The 12,231-nt window shown below is 69.3% G+C and carries 9 protein-coding genes and 1 pseudogene; 7 read left to right on the top strand and 3 right to left on the bottom strand.

Going from position 1 to position 12,231, the window contains the following annotated elements:
• Window positions 1–73: 73 nt before the first annotated feature.
• On the bottom strand, window positions 74–718 hold the full coding sequence (locus ASF22_RS09930) for an MBL fold metallo-hydrolase (protein ID WP_056263755.1): 645 nt from the start codon (window positions 716–718) through the stop codon (window positions 74–76).
• Between the two features lie 248 nt (window positions 719–966).
• On the opposite strand from ASF22_RS09930, the gene ASF22_RS09925 reads away from it, so the two are divergent.
• The 4 genes from ASF22_RS09925 to ASF22_RS09910 all read left to right on the top strand — a co-directional run bounded on the left by ASF22_RS09925 (window position 967) and on the right by ASF22_RS09910 (window position 7,865).
• Window positions 967–2,601, top strand: a complete 1,635-nt coding sequence (locus ASF22_RS09925) for an AarF/ABC1/UbiB kinase family protein (RefSeq protein WP_056169167.1) — start codon at window positions 967–969, stop codon at window positions 2,599–2,601.
• A 143-nt stretch (window positions 2,602–2,744) separates the two neighbouring features.
• Complete coding sequence (locus ASF22_RS09920) at window positions 2,745–5,801, top strand: transglycosylase domain-containing protein (protein ID WP_056263752.1); 3,057 nt, start codon at window positions 2,745–2,747, stop codon at window positions 5,799–5,801.
• Between the two features lie 220 nt (window positions 5,802–6,021).
• Window positions 6,022–6,996 carry a hypothetical protein gene (locus tag ASF22_RS09915; protein WP_244474245.1) on the top strand — a complete coding sequence of 325 codons (975 nt, stop codon included), beginning with the start codon at window positions 6,022–6,024 and terminating at the stop codon, window positions 6,994–6,996.
• 95 nt (window positions 6,997–7,091) lie between these two features.
• Window positions 7,092–7,865: an SH3 domain-containing protein gene (locus tag ASF22_RS09910; RefSeq protein WP_244474244.1), complete on the top strand. Its 774-nt coding sequence runs from the start codon at window positions 7,092–7,094 to the stop codon at window positions 7,863–7,865.
• Window positions 7,866–7,918: 53 nt separating this feature from the next.
• On the opposite strand, the gene ASF22_RS09905 is transcribed toward ASF22_RS09910, so the two are convergent.
• Window positions 7,919–8,137: a hypothetical protein gene (locus tag ASF22_RS09905; RefSeq protein ID WP_056169178.1), complete on the bottom strand. Its 219-nt coding sequence runs from the start codon at window positions 8,135–8,137 to the stop codon at window positions 7,919–7,921.
• A gap of 254 nt (window positions 8,138–8,391) precedes the next feature.
• Here ASF22_RS09905 and ASF22_RS09900 point away from each other — a divergent pair, with 254 nt between their 5' ends.
• The 3 genes from ASF22_RS09900 to ASF22_RS09890 all read left to right on the top strand — a co-directional run bounded on the left by ASF22_RS09900 (window position 8,392) and on the right by ASF22_RS09890 (window position 12,128).
• Entirely contained in the window at window positions 8,392–8,640 is a 249-nt protein-coding gene (locus ASF22_RS09900) for a hypothetical protein (RefSeq protein ID WP_082478859.1), read from the top strand.
• Window positions 8,641–8,885: 245 nt separating this feature from the next.
• Window positions 8,886–9,692 carry a Crp/Fnr family transcriptional regulator gene (locus ASF22_RS09895; protein WP_056263747.1) on the top strand — a complete coding sequence of 269 codons (807 nt, stop codon included), beginning with the start codon at window positions 8,886–8,888 and terminating at the stop codon, window positions 9,690–9,692.
• 144 nt (window positions 9,693–9,836) lie between these two features.
• Complete coding sequence (locus ASF22_RS09890; RefSeq protein WP_056263814.1) at window positions 9,837–12,128, top strand: PAS domain-containing protein; 2,292 nt, start codon at window positions 9,837–9,839, stop codon at window positions 12,126–12,128.
• A 16-nt stretch (window positions 12,129–12,144) separates the two neighbouring features.
• Here the strand turns inward: ASF22_RS09890 and ASF22_RS23745 are convergent.
• Window positions 12,145–12,231, bottom strand: a pseudogene (locus ASF22_RS23745) (IS5/IS1182 family transposase); the annotation flags it as partial.

The following is a 12,231-nucleotide window of genomic DNA, read 5'->3' as shown; positions in this document are numbered from 1 at the left end:
TTGAAAAAGCATTGCTTTCGCTGTGCGTGGCGGGGGCTGACGGGTGCCCCGTCCACGGTGTCGTAGCGTCGGGTCAATCCTGCAGGAACGGGTTCGTGAGACGCTCCTCGCCGAGCGTGCTCGTCGGGCCGTGGCCGGGGATGAAGGCGATGTCGTCGCCGAGTGGCAGGACCTTCTCCTTGATGGCGCGGATGAGCTGGTCGTGGCTCCCGCCCGGCAGGTCCGTGCGGCCGACCGACCCCTTGAACACAACGTCGCCCACTAGCGCGAAGCGCGCGTCCCGGCTCACGAACACCACGCTGCCCGGCGAATGGCCCGGCGCGTGGAGGATGTCGAAGGCGAGGCCCCCCACCGTGACGGCGTCCCCCTCCACCAGCCAGCGGTCGGGCGTCACGGCCCGCGCCCCGTCGATCCCGTAATTGGCGCCCGTCTCCGGTAGGCTGTCGAGCAGGTAGCGGTCGGCTTCGTGCGGACCTTCGATCGGCACCCCGAGGCGCTCGCGCAGTTCGTCCGCGCCGCCGGCGTGGTCGATGTGGCCATGGGTGAGCAGGATCTTCTCGATGGTGATGCCCTGGGCCTGGATCGCCGCCTCGATCCGGTCGAGGTCGCCGCCTGGATCGACCACGGCGCCGATCTTGGTCTCGTCGGACCAGATCAGGGTGCAGTTCTGCTGGAAGGGCGTCACCGGGATGATTCCGGCGCGGGGCGTGCCTGGCATCGCGTCTCTCGCACATGCGCCTCGAGGGCGCGGAAACTGCACATGCGCCCCGAGAGGCGCGGAAAACTTCCACCTGCGCCGGAAGGGCGCAGATGGCGGCCTGTCTAGCGCGAGATGACGGGTTGGGCGAATCTGCCGCGTGATCATCGCCGTCAAACTTCGGCCTCGCCAAGGGCCTAGCCGAACCGTACCACGCCCAGGCTCGTTGTCAGGGCGCCGCCTCCTCCCCAGTCGAGTCCCAAGCGCACATGCTGAAAACAGCCTTCGTCGCCGCGCGCGACCGGCAACGCCTCGGCGAGATTGCCTCCGTGCTCATCGGCTACGGGGTTACCAAGGTGGTCGAGCGCCTCGGCATCGCCCACGTGGCGCGTTTCGCCAAGCGCCGCACGCCCCGTGTCGATATCGCCCGCCTGTCGCAGCCGCAGCGCGTGCGCCGGGCCATCGAGGCCCTCGGGCCCACCTTCGTCAAGCTCGGGCAGATCCTCGCGAGCCGCCCCGACCTCCTGACCCCGGAATGGACCGAGGAACTAGAGAAGCTCCACAGCCAGGTCGCGCCGATCCCGTGGGAGCGAATCCAGCCGCAGCTGGAGGAGGACCTCGGGGCGCCGGCCGACGAGGTCTTCGCCGAGTTCGATAAGGTGCCGCTTGCCGCCGCCTCCATCGCTCAGGTCTACCGGGCACGGCTCCACACCGGCGAGGAGGTGGTGGTGAAGGTTCTGCGCCCGGGCTTGCGCAAGATCATCGAGGCCGACCTGCGGCTCCTGGCCCATGCCACCCGCGTCGTCGTCACCGAGTGGCCGGAATTCGGGCGCTACCAGCCCCAGGAGCAGATGCGGCACCTGGCCAGCGGCCTCTACGGTGAGCTCGATCTCATCAACGAGGCACGCAACTGCGAGACCATCGCGGCGATCTTTGCCGACCGCGAGGACATCGTGGTGCCGAAGATCCACTGGGAATGGACCTCCGAGCGCGTCCTCGTCCAGGAGTTCATCCACGGCATTCCGCCCAACGACCACGCCCGCCTCGACGCCGCTGGCATCGACAAGGTGGTGCTCGCCCAGAAGGGCACCGACGCCTTCCTGCAGATGGCCCTGATCGAGGGCGTGTTCCACGCCGATCCGCATCCGGGCAACATGCTGATCATGACCGGCGACCGGATCGGCTTCATTGATTTCGGCATCATCGGCCGCCTGTCGGAGCGCCGCCGCACCCAGCTCCTCATGCTCATCGGCTCGATGCTGAAGGAGGATGCCGACGGGCTTATGGCCGTGCTCCTCGACTGGACCGGATCGAGCAACCCGGATCTGACCAAGCTCGAAGCCTCGTCGCAGGCCTTCATCGCCCGCCACACCGGGGCATCCCTCGATTTCGGCGCCCTGCTCACCGACTTCATGACCATGGCTCGCGAGAACGACCTCGCCATGCCCACCGACCTCGCCATTCTGTTCAAGGGGCTGGTGACCGCCGACGGGGTGATGCGCCAGCTCGACCCGAATTTTGACCTGTTCTCGGCCGCCGGCCCCACGGTGAAGCGCAAACTCGCCTCGCAGTTCTCCATCAAGGGCCTGACCCGCAAGGTGGAGGCGGTGGGTGCCGGCCTGTTCGGCGCGGCCTCCGAACTGCCGACCCTGATTCACCTCATGCTGGTGCGCCTGAAGCAGGGCCGCGTCACCGTCGAGATCGAGCTGAAGGGCATCGAGAAGCTCACCCGCGGCATCGAGCGCGCCGCCGCCCGCATAGCCGTCGCCCTCATCGTCGCGGCCTTCGCGACGCAGCTGGCGCCCCGGTTCATGGATCTCGGCACCCCGGCCTTCGTCACCGTGGGGGCGATGGTGTGCGTGATCGGGATCGGTTGGCTGGTGCTGCTCGGGCGCAACAAGTAGGCGAAAACCGCTGAACCGAACTGGATTTCCCGGAGGCCGGGTCGGCCCAAGCGCCACCTTAAATCAGCCGCGTTGTGCGGCGCAGTCTTGGCCGCAGTCGCGCGCCGACCCGCCGCGCCCCGAAGATCCCCTGCTCGGCTTTCATGAACATCATTCTGATCAAGCTGTTTGCGACGGCCCTGACGCTGAGTCAGGTCACGACGCGGCCAGATGCGGTGAAGACCCAGTTCGATCCGGTGGCCGACAAGGGGCAGGTCGTGCAGATCCTGCGCGACGGCTGCGCCCACATGCGCAAGGCCTTCGACATCGAGGACATCAACCTCGACGAGCTCATCTCCACGGCGATGGAAGATCCGACCGCTATCGCGGGCGCGAGCGCGCCGAAGCTCCTGCACGGCCTCGACATCGGTGAGCTCAACGTCAGCTACCGCCAGTTCTGCAAGGGCGAGAACCCCAAGGATTCCCCCTTCGATGCGGGCGAGGTCATCGCCTTCTACAACAAGGCCGTCCTCGACCTGCCCTCGGCCGAGGCCCTGAAGGAGCGCAAGCTGCCGGGCGCCAGCCTCATCCTCGACGGGGCGGGTAAGCGCTACGCCGAGGCCTTCGAGGCCAACGGACGGCGCCTCAGCGTGCCCATCGCGGAGGTGCCGGCGATGGTGCAAAAGGCCTTCGTGGCGGCGGAGGACAAGCGCTTCGAGACCCACCACGGCATCGACGAGCGCGGGGTGATCCGCGCCTTCATCGGCAACCTCGCCTCCCCGGGCCGGCCGGCCGGCGGCTCGACCATCACCCAGCAGGTGGTGAAGAACCTGTCGGTGGGCGACGACGTCACCTACGAGCGCAAGATCCGCGAGATGATCGTGGCATCCCGGCTCGAGCGCATCTTGCCGAAAGCCGGCATCCTCGAACTCTACCTCAACGGCATCTATCTCGGGCGCGGCGCCTACGGCATCGAGATGGCCGCGCGCAGCTATTTCGGCAAATCGGTTGGCCAGCTCACGGTGCCGGAGGCCGCCCTTCTGGCCGGCATGCCCAAGGGGCCGAACTTCTACAATCCCGACAAGTACCCCGATCGCGCCCGGGAGCGCCGCGCCTACGTGCTGGCCCGGATGAAAGAGGAGGGCGTCATCACCGAGGCCCAGCTCGTCCAGGCCGCCAATGCGCCCCTCGGCCTCGCCTCCATGGAGGCGGCACGGCGCGATTCCGGTTTCTACTTCGTCGATCACCTCACCCGGGAGACCCGGACCTTCGCGGGGATCGACTCCCTGACTTCGGCTTCGCACACCGTGCGCTCCACCCTCAACGCCGGCCTCCAGACCGCCACCGAGACCGCCCTCCAGGACGGACTCGCCAGCTACGAGCGCGCCACCGGGCGCCAGCGCTACGAGGGGCCGGAACTCAACCTCGCCGAGGCGGTGCGCAAGCTCGACGGGGCCGCCCCCGCCCCCGAGGGCTCGACGCTCTCCGTGCCGCTCCTCGTCGGCGGCGAGACCAAACCCTCCGAGGCCTCCAAATCCGTGCCCACGGGCACGAAGGCCGAGCGCAAGGCGGCACGGGCCGCGGCTGCGGCCGCCGCCAAGGTGACGTCCCCGAAGCCGGCTGGTCCCAAGCCCACCTGGCAGCGCGCCCTGGAGAACGCGCGGCCCGTCCTCTACGATGTGCATTGGCCGCTGGCCGTGGTGCTCGATCCCGGCCGCGGCGGTCCGGCGAAGGCGGGTCTGGCCGACGGGCGCACGATCAGCCTGGAGCCCGGTCCGGCGCGCGGTCGGCTCGCCCCCTACGACGTGGTGCGGGTGAAGCTGCGCGATCCCTCAGCCAAGACCCCGCGCGCCGACCTGCGGGTGCGCCCGAGCGTCCAGGGCGCCGCCCTGGTGCTGGAGAACCGCACGGGGCGCATCCTCGCCATGGCGGGCGGCTTCTCCTACCCCGTGAGCCAGCTTAACCGGGTGACCCAGACCGTGCGCCAGCCGGGCTCGACCCTGAAGCCCGTGACCTATCTCGCCGCCCTCAATGCCGGCCTGCAGCCCAACACCCTGGTGATGGATGCCGCCGTGACGCTCCCGCCCATCGGCGGGGTGGGCGATTCCTGGTCGCCGAAGAACTACGACGGGGGTGGAGCCGGGGCCACGACCCTGCGGCGCGGCCTCGAATTCTCGAAGAACCTCGTCACCGCGCGCCTGCTGCAGGGCGGCATCGCCGACAAGGCGCCGGCGAGCCTGCAGAAGGTCTGCGACCTCGCCCTCGAAGCCCAGCTCTACGCCGAGTGCGAGCGCTACTACCCCTTCGTGCTCGGCTCCCAGCCCGTGCGGATGGTGGATCTCGCGGCCTTCTACGCGGCCATCGCCAACGAGGGCGCGCGCCCGGCCCCCTACGCCCTCGAATCCGTGGAGCGGGACGGCAGGGTTCTCTACACCCGCAGCCCCCGCGAGCCCGTGCGCATCGCCTCGGCCGACCGGGTGGCGTTCTACCAGCTGAAGACCATGCTCCAGGGCGTGACCCAGCACGGCACGGCCGCGGCGCTGAGCCGGTTCTCGTCCGCCATCGCCGGCAAGACCGGCACCTCGGAGAACGAGAACGACGCGTGGTTCGCCGGCTTCACCAACGAGATCACCATCGTGGTCTGGGTCGGCTACGACAACGCCGACGGCACGCGAAAAACCCTCGGGCGTGGTCAGACCGGTGGGCATCTCGCCGTGCCCATCGCCGGGTCGATCCTTCAGGCGGCCTGGGCCAACGGCGTGCCGCGCACCAACCTCGCGCCGCCCTCGGCCGAGGCCCGGCCGTATCTGGCCGACCTGCCCATCGACGCCCGCAGCGGCGAACAGGTGTCGGGCGGCGGCTTCCTCGAGCATTTCCGCCTCGCCAACGGGCGCATGGCCGACACCCAGTACAAGCTCCTGCCGCGCGAGACCCGGACCGCCATGCGGCCCGACGCGGAGGATGGCGACCTCGGCGGAGCGGAGGACGGGGCGGATGTGGCCGGCGACCTCTTCGGCTCCCTGCCGGGCCGGCGCGCGGAGCCCGATGTCCTCGACCCGTTCGGCGAATCCCGGAGCCGGACCCCGAGCCGCCGGGCGCAGCGCGACCCCGATCCGGTCTGGCCCGGCACCCAGCGCTCGCCTTTCGGCGACGAGGAGGTCTATGCCCGTCCGCGCCGCCGCGATCCCGACTACCTGTTCGGGGACGACCCGCGCTACTGACCCGTCATTCCGACCCGCTTCGCCCGACCGGCGACGAGCGGGTCTCCCTCCCCCGTGGAGAGGGACCAGGGGGCGTCGGCCTGCGCCGAGCGCGGGCCGGCAACCCCCACCTCCCCTATCCCGAACGACCAAAGGCTTCGACGTGCCGATGCACTCTTCCGCGTTTCTCCGTCTCGCCGCCCTGTTGGCCCTGTCCCTCCCCGCGCACGCGCAGGAGGGCATGAAACAACAGCCCGCAGCCTCCGACCGGGTGAAGGATGTGCCATCCATCGAGGCGGTGGGTCTTTCCGGCCTCAAGCCCGGCACCATCCTGTTCACGGACCATCGCGACGCCCCGGCCAAGCCCGAGAACGGCCTCGTGCCCTACCTCGACTGGGGCCAGGTCCGGCCGGCCGAGCGGGCGGCGCTGGCGCCCTACCCGGGCTACGCCGAGCCCGATTATCTGCAGACCCTCAACGGCGTGTCGAAACGCCGGCACGAGACCCTCAAGGTCTACGTGGCGCAGGGGCGCTTCGTGGTGCCGAGGCCCGCCGACTCCATCGATCTCGCCTCCTACGCCACCCTCGGCTTCGTGGCGAAGATGGACCCGGTCATCAAGCACAAGACCCTGAACCCCGCCGACGTGACGCCGACCAAGGACCCGGCCGCCGCCTTCGCCAAGCGCCCCGACCGGCCGTGGTGCGATCTCGGCACCGTCTGCATCGAATCGCGCTACGACCTCGAGGGCAAGCTGCCGCTGGGCGTGAAGCTCGCCAACAAGCTCGAGGACGGGGCGTCGAAGAAGGTCGCCGAGTTCGTCTCGTTTCAGAGCGAGCTGCGCACCCTTCCCCCCGCCGAGACCGCGCCGCTCGCCGGGCTCACCAAGATCGACGCGCCGGTGACGGGGGGGCTCGAACAGACCATCTTCTGGGTCAACCAGATCCTGCGCTTCGGCAAGTTCCTCGCCGTGTTTCAGCCGATGCCGGGCGATCCCGCAAAGACCGTGGTCACCACCTATATGGCGTTGGCCATCAAGGCCGACGTCCTCGACCGCAAGCAGGAATACGCCCGCGTGCCCGTGCTCAAGAACCTGCTGCCGGCCCAGGTGCTCATGGGCAACTCGTCGTTCAACACCGGCACCTCCATCAGCGCCGGCCTGCCCACCTACGCACGCAACCGCATGACCGCCTTCGCGGACGCCCTCGCCAAGAACTGAAGTAAACCTGAGGTTGATTTATTGCCGGGATTTCGCGACATTTCTCGTGGAATCAGGAGGCTTGGATCATGGCGACGGTTCGTGAGGACACTCGAATGCAGATTCGGTGTCGGGCCATTTCGGCGGAGCTGAAGCAGCTCCTCAGCCGGGCGGCCGATGTGGCGGGCGTCGCCCTGGTGCGGGTCACCTCCGGGGGGCAGGCGCCCAAAGGGTCCGGTGGCAAGCGCACCGGCTCGACGCGTCATGATCACGGCCGAGCCGCCGACCTACAACTCCTCGTCGACGGCAGTTGCGCCCTCGATTTCACCGATCCCGATGATCTGCCCATCGTCGAGGCTTTCGTCACCGCCGCCGCGGCCCTCGGCGCCAACGGGATCGGGGCGGGCGTCGACTACATGGGCAAGACGACGCTTCACATTGGATTCGGCACATCCCCGCGGGATCGGTCCGAGTTGGTTTGGGGCGCAGGCGGGCACGTCGCGAATGCACCGATATGGCTTCAGAATGCCGCGCAAAAGGGTTGGGCCAATCCGGTGGCGTCGGGCCGCAGGCTGGCGGACGCCCTGCCGCTGGCCGGGACCGTGGGCCGCTTCATGGTGGCGGCCCGGGACGGTCTACGCCTGCGGGCAGGGCCGGGGCTGACCTTCGATCGGCTGCGGACGATCGGCCCTGGGAGCGAACTGACGGTTCAATCATTCGACGGCCCGAATGGGGACTGGGCACGCGTGGACTTGAACCACGATGGCCTGATCGACGGACACCTGCATGCCGCCTTCCTGGTGCCGGTCGCCCCGCCGGGCGACGGACGTTTCGACGACGGGCTCGATTCGGACGAGGGCGTCGAGGAGCCCGAGGCGACCTACGCCTGAGGGTTCCCTGACCTCATGGAACCCGACCGGAGCGGGATCCATGAGGTTCGAGGTCAGTTGCCGCGGCTGGAGATCGAGGGCAGCGAGGGCTGGGTGTAGAGGCGGTTCACGTCGCGGCGGGTCTGGGTTCCGTTGGTGTCGGACGAGCGACGGTAGTTGCTGGTGTCGAAGGTCTCGGCGATCCCACTGCGGGAATTCGGGCCCTCGGCGCTGTTGCAGGCGCACAGGCCAGCCATTGCGAGGGTGGAGAGGGCGAGAGGAAGAAGGCGCATCGGGGCTGTCCTGGGGGTCTGTCCTGCAAGATGGATCGGCGGAGGTGGGCCCGCCGGGCGTCCCGCGTCAAGCGCCGCCGGGGCAAACCGGGAAAGGATAACGAACCGTCGCCGCCACGTCGCAGAGTGATGGGGCATCGCCACGGAAGCGCTCACCACGCCGCGCTTTGAGACCCGGACAACCCCTCCGATCGCACGAAATCACCCCCCGGCCTCCTGGCGCCCGGCCCCGAACCACGCGAAACATCGTGGTCATGAGTAACGTCATTTCCTTCCGTCGCCGCCCCTCCCCGCCCGCTCCGGCGGTGCACGACGTGGTGGCCGTCGCCGACGACCTCTTCGCGGTCCTCGAGCATCTCCAGGCCGTGGGCGCCCGCGCGGCGGCCATGAACCGCCCCCGGCGCGAAGTCGACAGCACCGTGCGGAACCTCCTCGATGCCGTGACGGCAGTGGAGCGCGCCCTCGACTGCGTCGGCGAAGGCGACGAAGCCGGCCAAGCCTGATCGAATTCACCCCAAGCCTGATCGAATTTGTCTGATTCTGCCGAACTCCGATGGGGGAGCTTGCGGCACGGGTCCGGCATCACCGATTCGTTCATGCGGACGAGTTTCAGCTGCCAAGTGATGAGAAGTTCCGCCGCATCCCATCAAAACGACAAAATCGTTCGGCTTCTGTATACTATTAGACAGACGTGCCAGAGCTTCGTGCGCTAGTGGCGGGAAGACAGACCGTGAACGCAGCGCACGCCATGCCTTCGGCCGCCGATCCACTCTTCCAGGGCAATCTGCTTCTGAAGGTCCTGAGGACCGAGGATCGCGCCTTGCTGGCGCCGCATCTCGAGTGGTCGGTGCATCAGCGCGGAGAAATCTTGTTCGCAGCCGGCGCCGAGGTGACCACCATCGCGTTTCCGTGTGGCCAGACGGTGGCGACCCTGATCATCGCCATGCGGGATGGGCGCAGCGCCGAGACCGCCACCATCGGCCGCGAGGGCGCCGTCGGCGGTGTAGTCAGCCAGGGCTATCTTCCCGCCTCCACGCACGCCGTGATCCAGATCGGCGGCCCGGTCCTGCGCATGGACGCGGTGCGCTTCCAGGAAGCCAAGCGCCGTTCGGAAAGCCTGCGCAACCTCTTCGCCCGTTACGGGGATTGCCTCCTTGCCCAGGTGCTGCAATCGGTTGCCTGCAACGCCCTGCATCCCATCGAGGCACGCTGCCTGCGTTGGTTGATGACGCTGCAGGACCGGATCGCCAGCGACACTTTGCCGGTCACCCAGGAGCTGCTCGCGGCGATGCTCGGCGTTCAGCGCACCTACCTGACCCGGATCTTGCGTACCCTGCAGCAGCAGGGATTGATCGAGGTCGGCCGTGGCCGCATCACGGTCCGGGACCGCGCTAAGGTCGAGGCCGCGGCCTGCGAGTGCCACGGTGTGGTCCGGCATCATTACGAGACGGTGCTCGGCGCGGGCTACGATCGTCTCGGCCGACTCGTCCGCGTCGAGCCTCCCGACGAAACGGTTCCCACCGAGCGGCCCTACGCCCAGCGGGAGACGGCCTGAGATCCCGCGGTTTCCCGCCCAGGATAGAATCCCCGCCACAACACCCGATCCGAGCCGGACGCCGCCACCCCGCCGATGACGAACCACGCCGCCCCTCCCGTGCCGCGCGCGACCGGACCTCGGACCGGCTCCGCCGAAACGCCCGTGGCCGAAACGTCTGTCTCGAGGGCGCCGGTCCCGGACGGCGCGGCGCCCGACGTGGTGGACCCGGCCGAGAGCGCCGTGCTCCTGCGGCTGGCCGTCGAGGCTACGGGCATCGGCATCTTCGACTACGACCTCGCCACCACGATCCTGCGCTGGGACGCCCGCACCCGCAGCCTGTTCGGCGTGGCCCCGGACGTGCCCGTCACCTATGCGGAGACCTTCCTGCAAGGCCTGCACCCGGAAGATCGCGAGCGGGTCGATGCCGCCTTGCAGGCCGCCCTCGATCCAGCCGGGACCGGTCAGTTCGACAGTGAATACCGTGTCGTCCCGGCGGATGGCGGCGTCCCGCGCTGGATCGCGGCACGGGGCCAGCTCATCGTCAGCGAGGGCCGCCCGGTTCGGATGGTCGGCACCGTGCGCGACGTCACCGCGGCCAAACTAGCCGAGATCGCCCTTCGGGCAACTGAGGAGCGCTACCGCCTCGTCGCACGCGCCACCAACGATGCCATCTGGGATTGGGACCTCACCACCGACACCGTCCTGTGGAACGAGGCCCTGGCCACCGCCTACGGCTGGACGCCCGACCGCGTCGTGCCGGACGGGGCGTGGTGGATCGCGCATGTCCATCCGGACGACCGGGCCGCCGTTGAGGCCGATATCGGTGCGGTGATCGCCGGCGGAGCCGACGAGTGGGGCCACGAGTACCGCTTCCTGCGCGCCGACGGCACCTACGCCGAAGTGTTCGACCGCGGCTACATGGTCCGAGCCGCCGACGGCACGCCCCAGCGGATGATCGGCGCCATGCTCGACGTGACCGAGCGCAACCGCACCGGCGCCCAATTCCGCGCGGTGTTCCAGGGCGCCAATATCGGCATCGTCCAGTTCGATCCGCGCAGCGTCCGGGCGCTCGCCGTGAACGCCAAGCTCTGCGAGATCTGGGGCGCGCCGGAATCCGAGATCCTCGGCCATTCCCTGGCGCGCTGGACGCCGCCGGAGGACGATGCCGAGCGGGCCGAACTGCACCGCCGTCTCGCCAAGGGCGAGACCATGCAGGAGCGCCTCGAGAAGCGCTACCGCCGCCTCGACGGCCGCATCATCTGGGCCCGCGTCAACCTCGTGTCGCAGACGTTGGGCGACAGCGTCCACGCCACGGCGATGATCGAGGACATCACCGAGGAGAAGCGCGCCGATGCCCGGCGCGAGGCTCTCATCGCGCTGGGCGACCGCCTGCGTGACCTGCAGACCAACGCGGCCGTGGTGGAGGCCACGGCCGCGAGCCTTGGGCGGACCCTGGGCGTGGCCCGGGCCGGCTACGCCCTCGTCGATCCCGCCGGCGGCCTCTCCTCCGTTGCGCCGGACTGGATCGCCGCCGGTCTCGGAGCCGAGGCCGGGGCGCAGACCCTGGCGACCGTGGCGGCGAGCGTCGCCCGCCTGCGGCGCGGCGAAGCCCTGGCAGTGGCCGACATCGCCGCGACCCCCGAACGCGTCGACGATGCGGCCGGCTATGCCCGCATCGGCATGCGGGCCGTGGTCAAGGTGCCGATTCTCCAGCGCGGGCGCCTCGTCGGCATCCTCTACGTCCTCGACGCGGTTCCCCACGACTGGACGCCGGAGGAGATCGCCTTCGCCCGGGAGGTCGCCGAGCGCGCCTGGGGTGGCCTGACCCGGATCGAGGCCGACGAGCAGCAGCGCATCCTCAACCGCGAACTCAGCCACCGTCTCAAGAACACCCTCGCGGTGGTCCAGGCCATCGCGTCGCAGACCCTGCGCAACGTCACCGACGTCGAGGCGGCCAAGGAGGCCCTGGCGGCGCGGCTGATCGCCCTCGGCAAGGCCCACGACATCCTGCTCTCCGGAGAGAGCGAGGGAGCGGATTTCGAAGCGGTCCTCGCGAGTGCGCTGGCCATCCACGACGATCGTCAGCCCGACCGTTTCCGCATCTCCGGCCCGGCCATCGAGCTCGGTGCCAAGGCGGCCTTGTCGCTCGCCCTGACGCTGCATGAGCTGGCCACCAACGCGGTGAAGTACGGCGCCCTGTCGGTCCCCGCCGGGCGGGTGACCGTGGCGTGGGACGTCGCCCTCGAGGCGGGGGAGCCCACGGTGCGGATGACCTGGCGCGAGTCCGGCGGCCCGCGGGTGGTGGTACCATCGCGAAAAGGGTTCGGTTCGCGGCTGATCGAGCGTGGTCTCGTGGGGGCCGTCGGCGGAACCGTCAGCCTCGACTACGAACCCGCCGGTCTGGTGTGCCGCCTCGCGGCGCCCTTGGCGGGCTTTCAGGCAGGAAGCGTCTAAGAGTCCGTCCGATAAGTCATGACGCTCGGCCCAGCCTTCGGACGAGGATCATGATGGCGGCGGCGTAGAGGAAGGCCTGAGCTGAGGCGAGGGTCGCTTCCGG

Origin of the sequence: Methylobacterium sp. Leaf87 (assembly GCF_001422775.1) — a bacterium.
Classification (GTDB): Bacteria; Pseudomonadota; Alphaproteobacteria; order Rhizobiales; family Beijerinckiaceae; genus Methylobacterium.
The sequence above is the reverse complement of the archived record's forward strand: the minus strand, read 5'-3'. Positions and strand labels throughout refer to the sequence as shown.